This window comes from Methylocystis sp. ATCC 49242 (assembly GCF_000188155.2).
Taxonomy (GTDB): domain Bacteria; phylum Pseudomonadota; class Alphaproteobacteria; order Rhizobiales; family Beijerinckiaceae; genus Methylocystis.
The window spans coordinates 1,111,754-1,132,052 of record NZ_KE124774.1 but is presented as its reverse complement, the minus strand read 5'-3'; the positions used below and the strand labels follow the sequence as shown (position 1 = coordinate 1,132,052).

The following is a 20,299-nucleotide window of genomic DNA, read 5'->3' as shown; positions in this document are numbered from 1 at the left end:
TGGTTGAGCGGAGCGTCTCTCGCAGTTGGCCGTGAACTGATGACCGACAGTGTCACAACGCTGACTTAGCGGCAAGGACAGCATTGAGAAACGGTTAATGCCGGTCGCTTTGGCATGCGGGCTGCTGTCCGTATGCAGGCGCGGGCGCTCGTTGCGGCGTTCGTATCATTCCGGGGCAGGGGGCGCGCAGCGCGTCGGGAAAGATAATGCGACAGCATGTGACGAAGGAATTGTACTCCTATTGGAACGGACTGAAGGGCGCGCGCTCGGCGCCCGACCGTTCCGACATCGATCCCGCGGCTATTCGCCAGATTCTGGCTGACACCTTCATCATTGAAGTCGACCATGCGTTCGACTTTCCGATCCGCCTGTCGGGCTCGCGCCTCGACGCGCTCTGGATGACCGAGCAGAAAGGCGCCTCCTTTATCGACCTTTGGCGAGGCGACGACCGGCGCAGCATCGCCGCGGCGCTGCTGACGGTGATCGACGGCGTGACGCCGATCGTCGCCGGCGTGCGCACGCATGCGCCGGGCTTCGCGCCGCTGGAACTGGAACTGCTGCTGCTGCCCCTGCGGCACTTCGGCAAGACACACTCGCGCGTGCTCGGGGCGTTGGCGCCGAACCACCAGCCGGACTGGCTGGGGCAGCGTTGCGCCGGGCCGCTGGAACTCCTGTCGTTGCGAGTGATCGGCCCCGAATCCCACAACGCGAATCTCTGCAAGCATGCGCCTTTCGAGGCTGCGCGCGCAGCAGGCGAGCGCCCTCGACTCGTCGTTCTCGAGGGCGGCAAAAGCTGAACTAACGTCCGAATATGTCTCGCATGTAAGCAATCGTTAAGCGGGGATTGGTAAAGTCGCGCGACTTGAAAGCGGAATTTACGCGCATCCCATGGCCGCATCGAATCTTCGCCTGCAAAGCATTCTCGACGCGAATGAAAACCGCCGTTTTCAGCGCGTGCCGGTGAAGATGTTCGGGCGCTACATGCTCGAATCACGACGGGAGTATCCCTGTCAGACGGTCGAGATGTCGCCCGGCGACATGACGCTTTTTGCTCCCGTGAAGGCCGAAGTTGGCGAGAAAGTCGTCGTCTACCTGGACGAGATCGGCAGATTCGCCGGCGTCGCCGTGCGCGTCACCGACACGGGCTTCGCCATGGCCATGAACCTGCCGCCAATGAAGCGCGACAAGCTGGCCGATCAGCTCACCTGGTTCGCCAACCGTCACGCTTTCAATCTGCCGGAAGATCGCCGTCACGAACGCATCGTCCCGTTGATGCAGCGCACGCTGCTGCGTATGCCTGACGGTCAGGAGCTGATGGCCAAGATTCGCGACATCTCGCTTTCGGGCGTCGGTGTCGAGACGGACGCCAGGCCGCCGCTCGGCGCGCGCATTCTGGTCGGCTCGACCCCAGCTCTCGTCGTGCGCCACTTCGACAGCGGCATCGGCGGAGAATTCGAACGTCCCTTCGCCGTCGGCGAGATCGACGAATCGACCCGTCTCTAGGCGGGAAGGTCGCTGCTTTCCCGGGTGGAAATCACGGGCGCAAACCGCTCGACTCGTTTCAAGGCTACACGGGCCGATGCGCCAGGCCCGCTGGCGGGTCGCCGGCAAGACTGGCGCGGACCTTGATTTTCACGCCTTACCCTTCAGCGTCATCAGCCCTTGGGCACAGGCAACGCTCATCTCTTCCTTATGTCCTTTGAGGCATTGCAGCAGGCGACCGCCGCCCGGTTCAATGCCGGCGCACAGGCGCTCCACGTCGGCCTTGCAATAGGAGAACGGGGATTTGTCGACCGCTCCTGCCGAAGCCGAACTGAAAATCAGCGCGAGCTACATTAGCGCGAATACTATGCGGCGAGTAGACATTCGTGGCTTCTAAAGTTATGGCCTGCTTGCATTTCCAGCAGATTTGTCAGACGCGGCCGAGCCTGTGATCGGCTCGGCTTCCGGTCAATTACGACTGTCCTCGTCAGCGTCATGAGACGAGACGTTTCGCCGTTTCGCGGAATTCATTCGCGCGCCGCCGACAATCCGTTCGTCAACGCCGACACTGGCGCGGCCGCAAAGCAAAACGCCCGGCTTGCTTGGGAGCCGGGCGTCTCATTTGTGCGACAAGCCTGAACATAAGGCGAAAGGGGAACGTCTCACCCGGCAAATGGTTCCGCTCGAGCGAACTCGAAGCAGTAGACGATTCAAAAAAGGAGCCCGACCAGAGTTGGCCGGGCTCCTCGGATTATCCCGACAGTCGCGAGGCGGCGGAGCCGCTACACGAAGCTTCGGTTCGATCAGTACTTCGCGATGACCGGAGCGCCGGCGCCGAAGTTGAAGTGATAGTTCACGCCCGCGCGGATCGTGTTCCAGCGCGTGTGGTTGTTCGTGCTGTTCAGGCCGAGACCGGCGTTGTTCTGGAACCACCAGTTGTTGGTGCCGCCGCCGCTGACGTCCGTGTACAGGTATTCGGCCTTGGCCGACCAGTTCGGCATGAACATCCACTCGACGCCGCCGCCAGCGGTCCAGCCCGTCTGGGTGGCCGAGGTCTGGAAGCCGCCGTTGCGCTGCACGCCGGCGTAGGCGAAGCCGCCCGTGCCGTAGACGAGCAGGGTCGGGGTGATCGTGACGCCAGCGCGGCCGCGGACGGTGCCGAACCAGTCGAGGCTGGTGCCCTGGGCGCGGCCGTTCCAGCCCCACAGCCAGTTGTTGTTGTTCATGCCGCTTCCCATGGACGTGCCCTGGAAATCGGTCTCCACGCCGACGAGGAACATCGGGGTGATCTGATAGTTGTAGCCGACCTGACCACCGCCGACGACGCCGCCGGACATGTTGTTGGTCACGCCGCCGTTCGCGCCGAACAGGTTCCAGGCGTTACCGTTGCCGTTGCCGGCGTCCCAGCCGCCGCCAATGTTCACACCGGCGTAGAAGCCCGTCCACATCGGGGGCGGCGGCGGCGGCGGAACGTAAACGGGGGCTTCCTTGCGCGAGGGAAGGTCGGCGGCGAAGGCCGATCCGGCGGCCAGCACGGCCAGGGAAACGGCCGTCAACAATGTCTTCTTCATAGGCTTCTTACCTTGCTGCTTAGGGACCAGAAGTTCGCGCTAAAGTTGTAGTTAGCGTGATTGAGTCATGCTCAAATTTGCCGGATCATTCAACCGTCTAGTTGCTCTGGTTGTGTCATTTCCCGGCCAAGTTGCAAATATATCACAGAATGCCTCAGATGTGATTTGCAACATCTATAATGTTTTCAAACTGATAGAATGAGGGCATGCGCCGATCGCGAGATTAGTTAAAGAAGTTTCCCTTGTTTCTCTATATGTAAACCAGCAGCCGACCTTTGCCGATTTTGAGAGATTAATTTTTTATTACAATCGGGTAGCCGCGCGTGTCGTGCCGATTCGAAATCGCGACGCGACGGAATTTCCGAAAAATTAAACTATAATTAGTGATCCCCGCTGGTCAGATTATTATAAACAACGATATCAAACGCTTCGCCGGTCACTTCCCGCCCGTCTTGCTGGGTTTGGCGCCGCCATTTCGATGCGTCCGACCGGCGGACCGCGCGGCGCTCTCGGAGGAATTTCGAGCGGCTCGTCGGGTGGAGTGTCCACGGCAGACGCCAGAACGCCAGCAAAGGAGAGACGCCATGGTGTTCAAATCGAGGATAAGCGGCGCGGCCGTCGTCAGCATGTTTTTCGCCCTCGCGTTCGCGCCTGAAGGCGCGCGGGCCGCAATGCCCGTTCCCTCGCAAGATAAGGCGAGCGGTTCGGTTGTTCTCGTGTGGGGCGGTTGCGGTCCCTATGGCCATCGCGGACCATGGGGCGGGTGCCGTCCCGGCGGTCAATGGGGCGGCTACGCCTGGCGGCGGCCTTACTACGCCCCGCGGCCTTATTACGGTCCGCGCTATTGGGCGCCGCGTCCTTATTACTGGTAATCGTCGGACGGGCCGGGACGCGCCGCCGTCCCGGCCAATCCGCCGCAGCGCTGATGTTCGCGCTTTCCGGTAATTGGCGGGGTCTCCATTCATGGCCATGGCTCGAAGCCGGCGCCTTATTCCCTTTCCCCGCGAACATTGGCCGCTGGACGCCGTGAAGCGTCCAATTCTGTCAGGCGGCCTCCGTGCGACTGTCGCCAATGGCGGAGCGGCGCAGGCGGCTGCAAGTCCCGCCTGTCTTATCTGTGGCAATTTGGGGTTTCTGAAGCCGCCGGGGCGTGTACATTGAAAAGAATTAAAATATTACAAAGCGTAAACAAACTTAGAACACAGCATAATTTTTCATATGAGTAAGTATAATTACGTAAGTAGTTTCACGCAAGCGATTTATCGCGATGGCTTTCGTCTGGTTATTCAACATGCAGGCGGGTTCGGCCACGCTTGATCTCTTGAGCTTCGGCATGAGTAACGCGCGCCAGCGCGGCCGGCGCCGCTCTCTACCTCGATCGCGCGACAACATGTCGCAGATTTTGCTGGACAGCCATATGCGTCGTGGTAGTTTTTTCTTGCGTCTCAATGGCGCGCGTCCCCCTTCGGGGCGAGCCGGGCGGCTCACTTGCCGGTGTGTCGCAGCTCTCTGAAATCGAAAGAGGAGTGACGAAAATGGCTAGCAAAGAATTGGAAGCGACTTCGACCGTCTATATCATGGCGGGCGTTGGGGCGGTTATTCTTGGCGGATTGGCGGCTGCTGCGCTGGGCGGTCTCCAAAACACGATCGCGGCCGCTGTCGTGGGCGGTCTCGCGGGCGCCTGCCTGGGCCTGTTCCTCTAACCGCCTTCGTGTCGACGCTGGATAAGTTCCGGCGTCGGCCTCTCAAAGTCTCACCATCACTTTCCTCTGGAGTTCACTAGCGCCCAAGGTTTCCATGGGCGCTTTTTCGCTTGCGCGGATCGAAGCGCGACGCGGCGCGCATGTCCACCCCGGTGATCGATCCTGCGTTCGTTGAACGAAATGGTCGGAGTGGCGGGATTCGAACCCACGACCCCTTGTCCCCCAGAGAACCAAGGTAGGAAATCATACCTATTTTTACTTGTCCAAGAGCTATCAGAAAACACTTGCATTTCAATGGCGAAAGCTGTCAATTCGTCTCACGGGGGTTCAAGAGAAATCGCGACATATCGACCCTTTTGAACCCCTACTGTCCCCCGTGAACCCCCGCACGGCGGGAAGGGCTCGCGGGGGACAACCCCGACAAGGGCTCACGCCGGGGGTTCAAGAAGGGAGACGGGATGGCTGTTGTTGCTCTTACGGACGCGTTCGTCCGCAGCATCAAGCCGGGCGCGACCCGCGCGGAATATTGGGACGCGAAGGTGTCGGGGCTCTGCCTCCGCATGACGCCGACGGGCGTGGCAACATGGACTTTTCGCTACCGGCCGCAGGGCTCAACATCGTTCAAGCGGTTAAACCTGGGGCGCTACCCCGAGGTTTCGCTCGCCAAGGCGCGCGAGCGCGCGGAGACTCAACGCGTGGCCGTCTCGGGCGGCGCTGACCCGCAAGGCGAGATTCGATCCCGGCGGGAACAATCCGCGCGGGCGCTGACATTCGGGAAGCTCGCGGCGGAATATCTCCAACGCTACGCCCGAATCCAAAAGAAGTCTTGGCAGCAGGACGAGCTGCTGCTGCGCGTCCATGTCCTTCCCGAGTGGAACGGGCGCGGGGTCGACAAGCTGACCCGCGCCGACGCCGCGGCGCTGTTGGACAAAATCGCCGTGCGGGCGCCGTCGAGCGCGAATCGCACACATACTGTCATGTCCAAGGTCTTCAATTGGGCCGTCGACTCGGGGCTGCTTGAAAACAGCCCGATGACCCGCATGAAGAAGCGGGCGCGAGAGACACCGAAGGAGCGCGTCCTCTCGCCCGGCGAGATTCGCGTCCTGTGGCGGGCTCTGGAGCGTTCGAACATCGCCCCGGCGGTCGCGGCCGCTATGCGCTTCCTGTTGCTGACGGGTCAGCGCCCCGGCGAAGTGACCGAGATTGCACTCGCCGAGATCAAGGACGTCGACAACGGCGCCCGCGCCCGCATAGAGCTTCCTGCGGCTCGAATGAAGGGCGGCCGGGCTCATGTCGTCCCGCTGGCGCCGATGGCGCTGGAGATCGTCCGCGCGCAGATGCGGGACATGGTGGAAGGGCAGGCGCACCTGTTCCCTTCGACCTTCGCCAGCCGGGGGCCGATCGCGCGTCATTCCGTCTCGCAAGCGGTGCGGCGCATTGTCCCGACATTGACCCCGGATGGCCCCGATCGGGAAGCCGTCCTTTCGCTGAAGGCGAACCCGCCGACTCCGCACGATTTCAGGCGCACGGTCGCAACCGGACTCGCCGCGCTGGGCGTGCTGCGCGAAGATCGTATGGCGCTGCTGGCGCATTCCTACGGCGACATTCACTCGATGCACTATGACAAACACGATCGTTTCAAAGAGAAGCGGGCGGCGCTCGAATTGTGGGAAGCGCACATTGCGGAGATTCTCGAACCGGCAACCGGCGGCAATGTCGTGAAGCTGCGGGGGCGCAAATGACGAGCAAGTTCCTGACCGTTACGGAAGCATTCGAACGCGCGAAGGTCGACGCGCCCGGAATCGCCGAAGAGGATTTCCTGTCACAGCTGGTCGCGCATTTGCAAAGCGGCCGTATCGCCGCGAGCGCCTATGATTGCGTCATTGAGCAAGGCTTACACGGCGACCTCGGGGCAATGCGTTATGTGCCTCGTACGCCCGAGGATATGCAGCGCCGCGACATTGCCGCCGTCGAGTGGATCGAACTTGCCATTCACATGGAATCTGCAACCGCGCAACGGTGGGGACACGACCGCGCGCCGCAATGGACGCGCGATGGCGGGGACGGCGCGCCGGTATGGGGCGACGGGTATTTCGACAAGGCGCCCGTCTACACCGATTTGCTCATATGTAGCGTGAGCGGCTCACTGAAAGGGCTGTTCGTGGCGCCCGCGGAAAACGGCGTATGCGATGACGAGGCGCGAGCAATCATAACGACGGAACAAGTGAAACGCGGGGGCTTCATTAGTCAAAACGACGCCGCAAAAATTGTGCGGGCGGCGCTGCCGAAATTCCCCCGCGATCGGGCGCGCGATATCGCCAAATCTGTTACAGGAAATGGGAAGCGTGGCCCGCGGGGGCCTCGCAAGAATTGTGCGGAATAATTGTGCGGAAAAATTTTTCAATCCGCACAATTGCATAATTAGGAGCTGCATTCCTTTGTGATTATTAGGGAGATCGTCCGATCACAAGGGCGACTCAAAAGGTCGCCCGCAATAAGGAGCGATCGCCAATGAAGAGCGCCCCCCGTTATCTGCGCGAGCCACAAGTTCTCGCGCGAGTCCCCTTCTCGAAACCGACACTGCATCGCCTCGTACGAGAAAAGCAGTTTCCGCGACCCGTGAAAATCGGCCCCCGCGCGGTCGCGTGGCTGGCGGACGAGATAGACGCGTGGGACGAGAAAATCCGCGCAGAGCGAGACGCGCAGACCGAGGCCGCGTGAAAATCCCTTTTCCGTAAACCGTAATCCGGGGGTGGCACATGCGGATGACAAGCGGAGCGAAAGCCTACGTCGACGCCGCGGCGGTTGCGGGCTTCAAGATAGTTGACGTAGCGCGCGGCCGCCATTTTCGCGCAACCTTCGAGACGCCCGGCGGCGCGACCATACGGGCGACAGTGCCCGTCTCACCGAGCGACTGGCGCGGCCCGCGCCGGTTTGTCCAAACATTGCGGAAGATCGCGCGGGACGCGCGCTAATCCACAAAAAAGCGCCGCTCGGGGGGAGCGACGCCGATATCAGGTAGTATGTCCAAGCATCTCCTTCCTACCTGAAACCGGCGACAAAAGCAACCCGCGCGGCCCCATCCTCAACTGGAGGCCAAATGCGAAATCGTATCAGGATCACTAATCAGCAGTTCCTCGAAGCGCTCGCAGGGGAGGACTGGAAGCGCGTTCCCGTGTCCACGGGCGACAAGTCCTGGGTGGTCTATCCCGCCGTGTCGATGCTTCCGGCGCTCGCATGGAATACCGCCAACTACTACTGCGTCTCGGTCTTCCGTGAATCGACCGCGGGGCATTTCGTTCGCCGCGCCGAATGCTTCGACGGGCAGTTCGCCATCGTCATCGACGACGTGGGAACGAAGATCAATCTGAAGGAGCTTCTGCGCGTCATCCCCCTCCCGACATATGTTCTGGAGACCTCGCCCGGCAACTTCCACTACGGCTTCAAGATCACGAACGGGCGCGACGCGCGCGTCATCGCCGCGTTGATAGACAGCATCATCTCCGACGAACTGATCAACCCGTCGCTGCGCGATCCCGGCATGGTCGGCGTGACGCGCGTGGTGCGCCTGCCCGTGGGAGCCAACTGCAAGCCCGCCGTCGTGGCCGCCAACGGGGGCAAGCCGTGGCCGCACGTCATGCACGTTTGGGAGCCCTCACGGGCCTATACGGTCGAGCAGATGGCCGAGGAGCTTGACGTCGACATCTCCCCCGAGGCGCTGGCGCGCTTCAAGGGCGGCGGCCATACGAGGAAGGCAACGGCCGCCGAGGTCGGCATAGACCCCCTGATGAAGCTCTTTGACGCGCGGGGGATGCTGATTGACGCGACGCCCAACGACAATGGCTTCGTGGCGATCAAATGCCCATGGGCCGCCGACCATTCGGACGCCCGCGACGAGGCGGGCTATCGGCCGGGATCGGGCGGGTTCCAATGCCACCACGGCCATTGCGAAGGCAAGGGCATGAACGAACTTCGCGCGTGGGTAGAGGAGGCGTTTACAGGGGCGGAGAGGGCGGCTGCGCTCGCGGAAACCTTTGGCCCGGTGGATGAGAACGATCCAGTGCTTCAAGGCGAGATCAGACGCGCGGAGGAGCGGCACATGGCGAAGGTCGAGGCGGCCGGCGGCGGCGGCGGCCATGCTCTCCATACTTGCTCGGATGGCTTGCCAGACATTCCCGGCGGCGCGTATCCCGCCGACGAATTGTTGCCGGCCATTTCCGCGCGCTTTGCATTGGTCGACCGAGAGGGGGAAGTGAATGTTGTGCATCGCGACGCCGCCGGCGCCGATCATGTTCTCGCGCGAGGATCCTTTGAAAGTTATTTGGCAAACGTCGCTGTCAAAACCCAAAACGACAACGGCGACGAAAAATTTTTTCCGGCTGCAAAATGGTGGAAGGCCCATCCGAAGCGCCCGCCGATCCGTCGCGCGATATTCGATCCACACCGAACCGCGCGCATAGACGAATATAACTTTTGGCGGGGCTTTGGCGTCGCTCCGATTCAGGGGCGCGACAAAATTAAATCATTTCTTGCGCATTTGTGGGTTGTTATCGCTCGCCGTGACCGTCGCAAGTTTAAATACATCGTGCGATGGCTCTCATGGGCCGTGCAAAATCCTGAGAAGCGCGCGGAGACTGTTATCGTCCTAAAATCGGAATCAGAAGGTTCCGGCAAGTCGACCGTTTCCGATGCAATGCGCGTCATTTTCGGAAAGCACGCCGTTTCAATTTCTGACCCGGCGGAAATAGTCGGAACCCATGTCGACGACATAGAGTTTGCTTCCTTTGTGCAATTGGAGGAAGCGCTGTTTGCAGGCGACCCTAAGACCGCAGACAAAATTAAGCACTCGATTACCGGCGCGACGCTGCGCATAAATCCGAAGGGACGGAAGGCGTATCAGGCGCTGAACCGGCTTCACGCAATTCTGACGACCAACCACGCTTGGAGCGTTCCCGCCGGGCGCGACGCGCGTCGCTGGTTCATTTGCGAAGTGTCGGACGAGAAAGTCGGGGACCGCGCATGGTTCGATAAAATTTATGACGACTTGCAAGCCGGCGGCTACGGGCAGTTGCTTCATTATCTGCAACGAAAAAAGCTCGGGAGTTTCCATCCGCGAAACATGCCGCGGACCTTTGAGCTTGCCGAGCAACAAATTCGGAGCGCGTCTAGTATCCATCAATGGTTGTTGTCGTGCGCCGCCGACGGCGCCATCGAAGCGTATGAACGTGGTGTGCGGAAAGAGCACTTGCAATTGGAGCTTGGCGCTGACCACGCGACAACGAAGCTGTACGACGCATACGCGGGGGCGCAGAGAATGCAGGGCGGGCGCGTCGACCAGAAAATACACTTCGCCCGTATGCTCGCAAAAATTCTCGGAGAAAACGCACGTGTTCGACACGCTGGCGATCGCAACTGCCGCGGCTTCCACATCCCGCAAGCTGACGAACTCACGCAACTGGTAAACCTGTCGCTCGGCATTTGTGAGCGCGTGACCGATGGCGCGCGGGAATGCAACCGCCGGGCGGATGTGGACGATGACGACGGGGGGCCGTTTTGACGAACCGGCACATGGCACATCTGACACATATCTGGCCCAACATAACTATCTGTTTTTATTATATATATCCAGATGGTCCATATGGTCCATATATAATTATAGTTAGAAATAGAAATATAAATAGAAGAGAGGAAAGAGGGCCATCGGCGGCACCCTTATTCCTATTTATAGGTAATAAGACGAAAAATCTGGCCCATCTGGACCATCTGTATAACGGCGTAAAAACAAATAGTTACGCTGTGGCAGATGTGTCAGACGGGCCAGATGGACTTTGCAGCGTACGAGTAGAAACCCGCGTTTCGATCAATTGGGTTGAATTTGTAACTAATTGAGAGGCGAAACGATGAAGTTGAATCTCGACTCTACGCGGCGTGGCCCCTCCGGCCGCCCATTACTTCGATTGCCGCGCGCACCATCATCATCATCATCGCGCGCGGCGACCACGCCCGCCACGCCGACCACGCCCCCCGCGGCGCCGACACAGCCCGACGTTTTCGACATCATGCGCGCAAGCAAGCGCCGGCTCGCGACGCCCGCGCAGCTCGAAGCGCTGGCGAGAAAGTGGGGGCGCTCATGATCGACTTGGGCGATGCGATTCTTGAGCTCGATCGGCGGGCGGAGCAGTTCGCCCACCTGGACGGGCCGCGACTCGACGCGGAGATCGAGGGCGTCCGGCGCCGCGCCGCCGCCGCCTTCGTCGCGGGCGGCGATGACGAGCTGACGGCGTTTTTCCGCGCCGACGCTTTGATTGTGCGCCTACGCGGCATGATCGAGCGGCGCCGGCGCGCGGCGGAAAGGGGCTTCAGATGACGGCCGCCGCGCGGATGCGCCGAAGTCGCGCCAGGCGCCGGGAGGGCCGGCGCGTGTTCCGCGTGGAAGCCGATGTTGCGGAACTCGAAATAGCGTTGCAGCTCCATGGGCATCTTTCGCCGACGGAAGACGACCCGCGAGCGGTAGAGCAAGCGCTCGCCGCTCTCGTTCGAATGTTTTGCGCTGTTACGCGTAACGGCGCGGACCGGTGAATCATGGGAACAATCCGAAGGTTCCGAACGGAAGGATTCGCGAAAATGTCGAGACACGTCATTGAGCAGTTGCGAGCGCCAACCCGCAGCCATGCCACCGCCGTGCGTAACGCGGCGTGGGCGGTGTATCTGCAAGCCTCGAACCGCGTCGCGGACGCTGAAGCGCAACTGCGGGAGGATAAGACCGCGAAGGCGTTGCTGATGGCGCCGGTCGCGCGCGCGGACGCAATTGCCGGCGCGTCCACCACCGTCGGATGGGGCGATGAGCTGGTTTCATCCGCCGTGCAGGGCTACTTATCCGATCTGGCACCGCTGTCTGCGGCGAGCAAGCTTTTCGCAGCGGGCGCGCGTTTCGATTTGAACCGTCGTGAGTCCATATCCTTCCCGATCAACACGAACGTCGGAAGTCCCAGTTGGGTCGCGGAAGATGATGAAATTCCGATCGTCAGCGGCGCATTCGCCGCGGCCGACCTCGGCCCGACAAAAAAAATTAGCTTCATCATTCCGCTGAGCCGCGAACTTTGGCGGCGCTCGAATGGCCGCGCTGTGTTTGACGCGCTTGTGCGCGAAACCTTGGCGGGAATGCTCGACGCCGCGCTTTTCTCCGACACGCCCGCCAGCGATGCGGCCCATCGGGGTCTGCGCGACGGCGTGGTTGCGACGCCATCAACCGGCTTCGTCGACGCAGACATTGCGGCGCTAATGCAGGCCGTCGTTGACGCTGGCGGCGGCGGAAGGACAGCGATCATCTTGAACCCGCGAGAGCACGCCCATGCGCTCTTACGCTATCCGCAATCGCCGGTTCCGTTTTGGGCGACTCGCGGATTGCCCGTCGGCACGGCGCTGGCGATCGACCTGGACAGCTTCGCGGCCGGCGTTGGCGAGATGCAAATCATGCGCTCCGAGTCGGCGATCGTTCATATGTCCGACCAACCGTTGCCGGTCGTTTCGGGCGCTTCGGTCGTCGCAGACCCGGTGCGGAGTGCCTTTCAGACCGCGAGCATCTTCATTCGCGTGATTCTCGATTGTGCCTGGGTTTCCCGCGGCGACAGGGTTGCAGTCATGACGGGGGTGAGCTGGTGATCGAAGACGAAGGCCAGATGGTCGCGGACATGCTCCGCGCCCGCGCCGCAGAACGCGCGGAAGAGGCGCTAAGCCGCGCCAATCAGACACTCGGCAAGCCGCGCCCCTTTGCCGGCGCCGCTGATGGATGGGCGCGCGAGGGTGATGGCGCAACGGTCCCGCAATCGCCCGCCCCTTCGCGGGCTGCGCCGCCGGCGGCTGTGGCCGATGACGACGACGGTTTCGTGCGCAGGGGCGTGCTGCTGGCGCTCCTGCAAGGCGTCATCGTGCGGGAGCGCGAACACGCGGCGAAGTCGATAGAGGGTCTGGCCCGCCGCGTCGCTGTGCTCGAAGCTCGCTTGGCCAGCGGCGAGACGAAGAAGGGGAGAAAGAGATGATCGGCGACCTTGCGACCCTATACGCGCGCTGCAAGGCCAGCGGATTCGATCATGATGGCGCTCTCGATTTCATCGAGGCGCAGCTTGCGGCCGAGTTGCGCGCCGCAGTCGACGCCATCAAGGCCGGGCTTTCTGAAGACGCGCCGGCCAAATAATCCGGCGGCAATGTCGCCTGATATGGGGCGTCGCGACCGTGGATGTATCGGCGCGCGCCCCGCTCTCCCTGCCAGGGGGGAGGGTCAAACCTTCCTGAAATCAGGGGCGTAGCACCGGTGAGGGGCTCACGCGGCGATGTCCGCGCGAGAATAGGAAAAATGGCCTAAATCGTAGGATTGCGGGCGTATGTTGGTTGCTATTACCCATTTTTCGCGGTATTTGTGCGAATATATCCCCATTATTGCGAGTTTAAGGAACATGGTCACAAAACGAGCGAAAAAGGTTCCAGCAAAGCCCGCGCCCAACCGCGGCGGCCGGCCGACGAAGGCGCAGCAATTGCAGCGCCTTATTGAATCCTCCCCGGAACTGAGCAAGGGAGACGTGCGGCGGTTGTTGGGCCGCCTGGCGACTGACCCCGACACGCCGGCGCATGTGAAGGGCCAGGTTTTGCGGACCCTGCTCGGCGGCGACGGCGTTCGCGAGGAGTCGGAGGCAGGGCCGGAAACGCACGTGATCCAATGGCTGGATGGGCGGCGCGGCTGATGGGCGACGACATGCCGCACGGCGCAGTCTACCGGGGCTGCGCAATCCATCGTTTTCAGTCTGAGGACCGCATTCGCCAGATTGTCATTCCGGCGATCGACGCGGTTTCGGCGATGGAGGACCCTGACGAACTCTTCGCCTATCTGACCGACGTCTACAGGCCACCGGAGGCTCGGCTGTTGGCGAAAAGGAAGCTGCTCGATCCCGCCGATGAGGCGCGAGCGGCGGGCCGCAAGGCGATGGTCGACGTCGCCCTCGTGCGGGCATGGGCTGCGGGTCTCGATTCTCTCAGATGGGCCTCGCCGCAATTTTATGGGACCGACCTAACGCCCGGCCTGCCGCCGGGCTCGCCGCCGCTGCCGGCGCGGCCTGCGGAACACGCTGAAGCACTGCGCGCGGCGCAAAAACTATCCTCGTAGTGCAAGGATTGATTTCAAGGTGGACAACTCCACCTTGATCCTTCTTCCCTGTTTTCAGCTGGCGCGACAAAGAATAGTTTTTTCGTCGCTTTCGTAGAGCGACAAAACATACTGTATAAAAAACCACTAAAGCTGCCGATACGGGCGTTTCTACAGCGACGCTTGCCGGAATTATTTGCCTGTGCTTCGATTTGGCCGATCGCGCGGCGGCGATTTATTCCATTGAAGGAGACGAACATGAGCACCACCACCACCACCACCACCACGGGCGGCCGCTATGAACTTGGCCAGCATCTCGACACGGCTGCGGACATGTCGCGCGTTCTCTGGCTGCTTCTCCAGAATGACGACCTCTTCCACGATCCGGCCGACGCCGCAGCCGTCCGGGCGCTGGCGGGACAGGTCGAAGACGCAGCCGCAGCGGCGCGAGCGCAATTCGAGGGGCAGGGGACCGGCGGCGATGTATGACCGCGCCGCCGTTATGAGAGGAGCCCATAAACGCTACCGCGACGGCAAGCGTCTCGGGCTCGGCTGGTCTTGGTCGCAATGCCTCTCGACGGCATGGGCCGCCGAGAAGATGCGGCGCTCGGGCTTTTTTCTTGTCGGGCTGGAGTCGGACGGGACAAACCGGCGGCTTCTGTAGCGCCAGCCACAAGGGCCATTTCCGATTCGGGGGATTTGAACCCCCCGTGAACCCCCGTCGCCTTATCGCTCTGTCTTAGCTTACGTAAGTCTTTGATTTTATGGTCGGAGTGGCGGGATTCGAACCCACGACCCCTTGTCCCCCAGACAAGTGCGCTAACCGGGCTGCGCTACACTCCGACTTGGCGTCCTTATAGAGAGGCGCTCGTCGGCTTGCAACGTCGATCACGCCTTTCGCGCGGTTTCAGGAAAAGTGCGTGCTGCTTTCCGACTGAACGCCCGGCAATTGCGGGAGCGACAGCGAATCCCGTCAATCCGAATTTGCCGGATTCGCCCTACCGGCGGGTGAGGTTCAGAAGACGCTTGCATTCCTCGATTTCCGCCAGCGCCTCGCGCAAGACCCGCGCCTGCGACTCGTCGAGACGGCGCGTCACGATCACCGGCGTGTCGATCAGCGCCGGCGGATGGATGATCTGCGCCGGCGCAGTTTTCGGTTCCTCGGCGATTTGCTCGACCGGCTCCGTCGATTCTTCAGCCGGCGGCGCTGTCTCTTCCTCCTCCATTGGCTGAAGGATCGACGGCTCGAGAAAAACCTCGGGCGCTTTTGGCTCCGGCAGGTCGAGCGTCGCCTGCCGATGGGGCTCGGGGGGCGCGGCGGGCGGCTCCACGGCGGCCTCGCCGCTCTGGCGGCGGCGGACGTCCTCGATCACAGCGTCGACGCCCTGCTCGGCGAGGATGCGTTGCACCCCTTTGATAGTGTAGCCCTCGCGGTAGAGCAGATGGCGAATCGCGGCGACGAGTTCGATGTCGTGCGGGCGGTAGAATCGCCGGCCGCCGGCGCGCTTTACGGGATCGATTTCCTTGAAGCGCGTCTCCCAGAAGCGCAGCACATGCTGCGGAAGGTCGAGACTCTCCGCGACCTCTCCGATCGTGCGCAGCATCGCCATATCGTTTCTGCCGGGCGCGCTTCTGCCGGTCACATCCCATCCTCGACTCAAGACGACCGCATTCTTACATCGCCGGGCGCGCCGTTTTCAGTCGAAAATCGGACTCGCGAGCGGCCGGCCCGCCGCAAGGTGTGGACAAGCGTCGCCCCCATCCCTTAACTGCCGGCCAGAACAAACGACAACTCAGGCGAGCGGGCTATGGAAGACTGGCTTCATTTTCCCCAACCCGTGCCGGCGATCCGGCCGCATGCGAACGAAGAAAATGCGATCGCCGTGCGCAATTGGCTATGGGTCGTCGCGGCTCTCGTCTTCCTGATGGTCATTGTCGGCGGGGCGACGCGCCTCACCGAGTCCGGCCTCTCCATCGTCGAATGGAAGCCCGTCACGGGCGTCATTCCGCCGCTCTCCGAGACGGAGTGGAAGCAAGCCTTCGAGGACTACAAGAAGATACCGCAATACAAGGAGCTGTTCCCGGACATGGACCTGTCCGGCTTCAAGTTCATCTACGCCTGGGAGTGGGCGCACCGGCTGCTCGGGCGGCTCATCGGCGTTGTCTTCGCGGTCCCGCTCATCTGGTTCTGGGCGACGAAACAGCTGCCGCGATCTGTAAAGCCCAAGGTGCTTGGCATCCTCGCGGTAGGGGCGCTGCAGGGCAGCGTCGGCTGGTGGATGGTCTCCTCGGGACTGATCCACCGTACGGAGGTCGCGCAGGAGCGGCTTGCGACTCATCTGTTGCTGGCGGCCTTGATCTTTTCCGCCTGCCTTTGGGTCGCGGGCGGGCTTGGGCCGCGCGCACGTTCAATCGTGCATGAGGGGGCGGGGCGGCTGCGCACGGTGGCCACCATGCTGCTCGGGCTCGTGTTCCTGCAGATTTTCGCGGGCGGGATTGTCGCTGGCCTGCGCGCGGGGCTCGTCAACAACACCTGGCCATTGATGGACGGCGTCTTCATCCCGTCGTCAGAGGTGCTCTGGCGGCTCGATCCTGTCTGGACGAATCTCGTCGACAACCCGGTGACTGCGCAATTCTTCCACCGCATGATCGCCTATGTGATCCTCGCCGTGGCGAGCCTGCATCTCATCGACGTATTGGTGAACGTCGAGGGAAAGGCGCGGCGCGGCGCGATCATCGTTTTTGGGCATGTGCTGATGCAGATCGCACTGGGCGTTGCGACGCTCGTGCTGGTCGAGCCGCCCTTCGCCGGAACGCCGCATCTGTTGCTTGCGCTCGCGCATCAGGCGATCGGCATGGCTGTGCTGGCGGTCGCGACGCTTCAGGCGCGCCGTCTTTTCGATGACGTTTTCGCAGGCTGAGGAGTTTCGCCTTGCAGGATCTACCGTTCTTCAATCTTTCCGGCCCCGAGTTTCTCAACTTCTTCGGCGTCGTCGTCATCGCCGTGCTGGCGACGACCTTTCTCGTCATTCATTTCGCGGATCGCACTGGCCGTCGTCCGCCGCCGCCGGTTCCGCAGACGCCGGACGCGATGGAGGTCGCTTACCTTCAGGGCGGCGTGAATCAGGTCATCCGCACGCTGGTTTACGACCTCGATGAGCGGGGATTCGTCGTTCTCGGGCCGGAGTCGCGCATTGTCCCGACCGGCGCCGCGCCTCAGAGCGGTGACATGAACGCTCTCGAATTGCGCGTGCTGGAGGCCGTGCGAAACGGGCCGACCGCGCAAGAACTACTGGAGGATCGCTCGCTCCGGAACGCGCTGGAGCAGCAGCTTCAGCCGGTGCGGGATCGGCTCGCGGCCGACGATCTGTTGCAGCCGCCGTCCGTCAAGGTCTGGAGACGCCGTCTGGAGATCATCGGCGCCATTCTCATCGTCGCCGTCGCGGGCGTGAAGCTCCAGATGGCTTTTGCTGAGGGGCAGAACGTCTCCTATCTGCTTTTCCTGATGGTCGCCGCCGTCGCCGCGCTTTTTGCGGAGGGCTATGTGCTCACGCGCGACGCCGCAAGCCGCAGGGGTCAAGCCTATCTCGAGGCGATGCGCGTCGCTTACGCCGATCGCCTGAAGGAAGCGCTTGCCCATATCCGCTCGCCGGGGCCGGAGGCGCGCGCCTTCAAGGGCGCGTCGCTTTTCCTCATCGCTCTGTATGGGTTTTCCGTGCTCAAGGGCACGACCGAGGCGAAGTTTCCCGAATCCTTCGAGCGCGCATCCGGCGCTGGCGACGACTAAGGTCGCGCTTTTCGGCGCCGGCTGTTGGTTCTGACTGTCTCTTCGCGCGCCGCGGCGTAAATCGCGGCTGCGCGTCTTTTCGGGATTTACGCCCGGCGGAAAGCTTCCGGCATCTCCGCCGACCGGCGTTCGGCGACGACGTCCACCATGCGCTCGACTCCGCGATCACGCGCCTCCTGGCTCTGCGCCTTGGCGAACTCTTCATTCGCTTCCTTGTATTGAGCCTCGGCTTCTTCGAGCTGACCGCGCAATTCTGTCAGCGACGCGACGATATTGTCGCGACGCGTGCGCGCTGCGCGGGCGTAGGTCGGATAGGCGAAATGATTGGGGTCGCTGATATTGGCGCGCTGCTCTTCGAGAGCGATTTCGCGGTCGAGCTCTGTCGACATGCGCGTGAATTCCGCGATCATCGCATTCAGCTGGACGACGCGCCGGCGCTTTTCCTCGGCCTGGAAGCGCTTCAGACGAACAAGTGTATCCCGCGATTTCATGCACTCAACTCCATGACGCGACTCGTATGCGAAACAAATGATTAACTCCGCGAGACGGCGATAAATATGCATGGGGGAGGTTGCTCTTTTGTTACCGCAATCGAAAATTTACGGCCCCTGAAGAGTTAACCGCCGCTGCGCCGCCCTATTTCTCATGAGAGGGAAATCGACGGAGGAGAAAGCCATGCGGACCTTCGCACTCCAAATTTCTGCTGGCGCTTTTTTCGCTTTCAGCTCGTCCGGAGCGGTGGCGGAATCGGCTTCGGTCGTGCTCGCGAACGGGCTTGTCTGGAAAGCCGCGCCAGGCGCGTTTCAGCGTGGCGCCGAGGTCGCGACGCTGTTCGGCGACCCGACCAAGGCGGGGCCGTTCGTGATACGGCTGCGGGCGCCGGGCGGCTATCAGATCGCGGCGCATTCGCATGAAGACATGGAATTGCTGACCGTGATCTCCGGCGCGTTTCGTTTCGGTCAGGGCAAGCAGATCGATCCCGGCGTCGAAAAATTCGTTCACGCGGGCGACTTCGTCGCCATCCCGCCGGGGGTAGAGCATTGGCTCGTCGCGAATGAAGACGCCGTGGTTCAGGTGAACGGCGTGGGACCGATGAAGATCAATTACCTCGACCCCCGCGACGATCCCGCCGCCGCGCCAACGCGTTAGGCCAACTTAGGCCTGCTCTTTGACGAGGCCCGGCGACGCCTGTGGCGCGCCGCCGACCCGACGGTAGATGAACTCCGGCGCCGGCGCATGGGATTCCGTTTCGGCGAAGGCGGCAAAGCGTGCGTGATCGGGCGAGAGATGGCAGGCGGGATCGGTCGCTGCCGGATCGCCGGTGACCGCGAAAGCCTGGCAGCGGCAGCCGCCCAGATCGATTTCACGCCGGTCGCAGGAAACGCAAGGCTCCTTCATCCAGCCCGTGCCGCGATAGGCGTTGAACGCCGAGCCGTTGAGCCAGATATCGCCCAGCGGCCGCTCGCGCACGTCGTCGAATATTAGACCCGGCAGTGTCTGTGCGGCGTGGCATGGCAGGGCTTTTCCGGATGGCGTAACCGCCATGATCGAACGGCCCCAGCCGCCGGTGCATTGCTTCGGACGCGTCGCGTAATGGTCGTGGATGACGAAGTCGAAGTTCAGCACGCCCTGGAGCCGCTTTTTCGCTTCCTCGACGATCGTTACGGTCTCCATAAAAGTTTCGCGCGTGGGAATGAGCGCGGCGCGATTCACCTGCGCCCAGGCGTAATATTGGATATGGGCGATCTCGATGCGCTGTGCGTCCACCTCGACCGCGAAGTCGATGATCTGCGGCAGATGCGCGATATTCTGGCGGTGCATCGGCGCGTTGATCGTGAGGCCGAGGCCAAGCTCGCGGGTCCAGCGCGCGACGTCGCGCTTCTTCGGCACGCCTCCCGCGTAAGCGGAAATGCGATCGGCGCTCTCCGGGACGACGTCCTGAATCGACACCTGCACATGGTCGAGGCCGATCTCGGCGAGGCGCTCCAGCCGCTCGCGCGTCAACAGCACGGCGGAGGTGACGAGATTCGTGTAGAGCCCCGCGTCGACGGCGTGAGCGAGTATTTCCTCGAGATCGCGTCGCGCCGTCGGTTCGCCGCCGGAGAGATGCAGTTGCAGCGCGCCGATCGACGCCGCCTGTCGGAAAGTCTCGCCCCATTGATCGGCGGTCATTTCCGTATTGGCGCGCTCGAGCTCCAGCGGATTGGAGCAATAGGGGCACTGCAATGGGCAGCGATGCGTGAGCTCAGCGAGAAGTCCGGCGGGGCCGCCGGCGAAGGGCGCAATCGAAGAAGCAAAAGCCGAGGGTTTTGGCGGCGAGAACGGATCGACGCCGTCTCGTAGCAGGCGCTTGTCCGCAAGGCCCTGCAGCAGCGCCGTTACGTCACGCGTAATGACTTCCAGCGGCGCCGCATATTGCTGTGCGAGACGCGCGCAGAGATCCCCCACGCTCGTCCTTCCATCGATCGCGTGGAGCACGATCAGGCCGATGGGATCGAGTTCATAGGCGCGCTCGGGCGCGAGAATAACGGTCCGCTCGCGCGCGCGATCCTCATGCAGTCGCGAATAACGTGTGAAAGCGGGCCGCGACTCGGGGCCGATGATGTAGCGCGCTGCCATT

Annotated in this window: 24 protein-coding genes and 1 tRNA gene; 19 read left to right on the top strand and 6 right to left on the bottom strand. The window is 62.1% G+C overall.

Annotation, left to right across the window (positions count from 1 at the left end; genetic code table 11):
- The first annotated feature begins 206 nt into the window (after positions 1-206).
- Together MET49242_RS07485 and MET49242_RS07480 are read left to right on the top strand one after the other, a co-directional pair.
- Entirely contained in the window at positions 207-797 is a 591-nt protein-coding gene (locus MET49242_RS07485) for a PAS domain-containing protein (protein ID WP_036281914.1), read from the top strand.
- A gap of 91 nt (positions 798-888) precedes the next feature.
- Positions 889-1,503 (top strand): PilZ domain-containing protein, encoded by a 615-nt coding sequence (locus MET49242_RS07480; protein WP_051134068.1) that lies wholly within the window; start codon positions 889-891, stop codon positions 1,501-1,503.
- A 129-nt stretch (positions 1,504-1,632) separates the two neighbouring features.
- Here MET49242_RS07480 and MET49242_RS23995 read toward each other — a convergent pair whose 3' ends face one another.
- Together MET49242_RS23995 and MET49242_RS07475 are read right to left on the bottom strand one after the other, a co-directional pair.
- Entirely contained in the window at positions 1,633-1,821 is a 189-nt protein-coding gene (locus MET49242_RS23995) for a cysteine rich repeat-containing protein (RefSeq protein ID WP_256378612.1), read from the bottom strand.
- Between the two features lie 464 nt (positions 1,822-2,285).
- Positions 2,286-3,053: an outer membrane protein gene (locus tag MET49242_RS07475; protein ID WP_036281911.1), complete on the bottom strand. Its 768-nt coding sequence runs from the start codon at positions 3,051-3,053 to the stop codon at positions 2,286-2,288.
- A gap of 584 nt (positions 3,054-3,637) precedes the next feature.
- On the opposite strand from MET49242_RS07475, the gene MET49242_RS26090 reads away from it, so the two are divergent.
- The 14 genes from MET49242_RS26090 to MET49242_RS07395 all read left to right on the top strand — a co-directional run bounded on the left by MET49242_RS26090 (position 3,638) and on the right by MET49242_RS07395 (position 14,556).
- On the top strand, positions 3,638-3,925 hold the full coding sequence (locus tag MET49242_RS26090) for a GCG_CRPN prefix-to-repeats domain-containing protein (RefSeq protein WP_036281908.1): 288 nt from the start codon (positions 3,638-3,640) through the stop codon (positions 3,923-3,925).
- Between the two features lie 663 nt (positions 3,926-4,588).
- Positions 4,589-4,756 (top strand): hypothetical protein, encoded by a 168-nt coding sequence (locus tag MET49242_RS25740; protein WP_192815583.1) that lies wholly within the window; start codon positions 4,589-4,591, stop codon positions 4,754-4,756.
- A gap of 458 nt (positions 4,757-5,214) precedes the next feature.
- A complete protein-coding gene (locus MET49242_RS07460; RefSeq protein ID WP_036281903.1) occupies positions 5,215-6,498 on the top strand; it encodes a site-specific integrase in 1,284 nt (427 codons plus the stop codon).
- Positions 6,495-7,139 (top strand): hypothetical protein, encoded by a 645-nt coding sequence (locus tag MET49242_RS07455; RefSeq protein WP_036281901.1) that lies wholly within the window; start codon positions 6,495-6,497, stop codon positions 7,137-7,139. The genes MET49242_RS07460 and MET49242_RS07455 overlap by 4 nt, the downstream gene beginning before the upstream one ends.
- 128 nt (positions 7,140-7,267) lie before the next feature.
- Positions 7,268-7,477 carry an AlpA family transcriptional regulator gene (locus tag MET49242_RS07450; protein ID WP_036281898.1) on the top strand — a complete coding sequence of 70 codons (210 nt, stop codon included), beginning with the start codon at positions 7,268-7,270 and terminating at the stop codon, positions 7,475-7,477.
- A 379-nt stretch (positions 7,478-7,856) separates the two neighbouring features.
- Entirely contained in the window at positions 7,857-10,313 is a 2,457-nt protein-coding gene (locus tag MET49242_RS07440) for a DUF5906 domain-containing protein (protein ID WP_036281895.1), read from the top strand.
- A gap of 561 nt (positions 10,314-10,874) precedes the next feature.
- Entirely contained in the window at positions 10,875-11,123 is a 249-nt protein-coding gene (locus MET49242_RS07430) for a hypothetical protein (RefSeq protein ID WP_036281893.1), read from the top strand.
- 257 nt (positions 11,124-11,380) lie between these two features.
- Complete coding sequence (locus MET49242_RS07420) at positions 11,381-12,418, top strand: hypothetical protein (RefSeq protein WP_144259510.1); 1,038 nt, start codon at positions 11,381-11,383, stop codon at positions 12,416-12,418.
- Complete coding sequence (locus MET49242_RS07415) at positions 12,415-12,795, top strand: hypothetical protein (RefSeq protein WP_036281890.1); 381 nt, start codon at positions 12,415-12,417, stop codon at positions 12,793-12,795. Before MET49242_RS07420 ends, MET49242_RS07415 begins: the two co-directional genes overlap by 4 nt.
- Positions 12,792-12,950, top strand: coding sequence for a hypothetical protein (locus MET49242_RS25500; protein ID WP_158497269.1), 159 nt, complete (start codon positions 12,792-12,794; stop codon positions 12,948-12,950). The genes MET49242_RS07415 and MET49242_RS25500 overlap by 4 nt, the downstream gene beginning before the upstream one ends.
- Positions 12,951-13,209: 259 nt before the next feature.
- Entirely contained in the window at positions 13,210-13,494 is a 285-nt protein-coding gene (locus MET49242_RS07410; protein ID WP_036281888.1) for a hypothetical protein, read from the top strand.
- Complete coding sequence (locus MET49242_RS07405; protein WP_036281886.1) at positions 13,494-13,913, top strand: hypothetical protein; 420 nt, start codon at positions 13,494-13,496, stop codon at positions 13,911-13,913. The genes MET49242_RS07410 and MET49242_RS07405 overlap by 1 nt, the downstream gene beginning before the upstream one ends.
- Before the next feature lie 237 nt (positions 13,914-14,150).
- Positions 14,151-14,381 carry a hypothetical protein gene (locus MET49242_RS07400; protein WP_144259509.1) on the top strand — a complete coding sequence of 77 codons (231 nt, stop codon included), beginning with the start codon at positions 14,151-14,153 and terminating at the stop codon, positions 14,379-14,381.
- Positions 14,374-14,556 (top strand): hypothetical protein, encoded by a 183-nt coding sequence (locus MET49242_RS07395; protein ID WP_036281882.1) that lies wholly within the window; start codon positions 14,374-14,376, stop codon positions 14,554-14,556. The genes MET49242_RS07400 and MET49242_RS07395 overlap by 8 nt, the downstream gene beginning before the upstream one ends.
- A gap of 101 nt (positions 14,557-14,657) precedes the next feature.
- Here MET49242_RS07395 and MET49242_RS07390 read toward each other — a convergent pair.
- Positions 14,658-14,735: transfer RNA gene (locus tag MET49242_RS07390), tRNA-Pro, on the bottom strand.
- Between the two features lie 155 nt (positions 14,736-14,890).
- Positions 14,891-15,502: a MerR family transcriptional regulator gene (locus MET49242_RS07385; protein ID WP_036281880.1), complete on the bottom strand. Its 612-nt coding sequence runs from the start codon at positions 15,500-15,502 to the stop codon at positions 14,891-14,893.
- A 198-nt stretch (positions 15,503-15,700) separates the two neighbouring features.
- On the opposite strand from MET49242_RS07385, the gene MET49242_RS07380 reads away from it, so the two are divergent.
- Together MET49242_RS07380 and MET49242_RS07375 are read left to right on the top strand one after the other, a co-directional pair.
- Positions 15,701-16,813 carry a COX15/CtaA family protein gene (locus MET49242_RS07380; RefSeq protein WP_051134067.1) on the top strand — a complete coding sequence of 371 codons (1,113 nt, stop codon included), beginning with the start codon at positions 15,701-15,703 and terminating at the stop codon, positions 16,811-16,813.
- 11 nt (positions 16,814-16,824) lie between these two features.
- A complete protein-coding gene (locus MET49242_RS07375; RefSeq protein WP_036287282.1) occupies positions 16,825-17,679 on the top strand; it encodes a TIGR04222 domain-containing membrane protein in 855 nt (284 codons plus the stop codon).
- 86 nt (positions 17,680-17,765) lie between these two features.
- Here the strand turns inward: MET49242_RS07375 and MET49242_RS07370 are convergent, their stop codons facing one another.
- The gene (locus tag MET49242_RS07370; protein ID WP_036287279.1) at positions 17,766-18,170 is read right to left on the bottom strand and encodes a flagellar export protein FliJ; all 405 of its coding nucleotides are present in this window, start codon (positions 18,168-18,170) and stop codon (positions 17,766-17,768) included.
- A gap of 184 nt (positions 18,171-18,354) precedes the next feature.
- Between MET49242_RS07370 and MET49242_RS07365 the strand changes: the two genes are divergently transcribed.
- Positions 18,355-18,828 carry a cupin domain-containing protein gene (locus MET49242_RS07365; RefSeq protein WP_051134481.1) on the top strand — a complete coding sequence of 158 codons (474 nt, stop codon included), beginning with the start codon at positions 18,355-18,357 and terminating at the stop codon, positions 18,826-18,828.
- A gap of 6 nt (positions 18,829-18,834) precedes the next feature.
- Here the strand turns inward: MET49242_RS07365 and pqqE are convergent, their stop codons facing one another.
- Positions 18,835-20,298 (bottom strand): pyrroloquinoline quinone biosynthesis protein PqqE, encoded by a 1,464-nt coding sequence (pqqE, locus tag MET49242_RS07360; RefSeq protein WP_036281878.1) that lies wholly within the window; start codon positions 20,296-20,298, stop codon positions 18,835-18,837.
- Position 20,299: the final 1 nt, after the last annotated feature.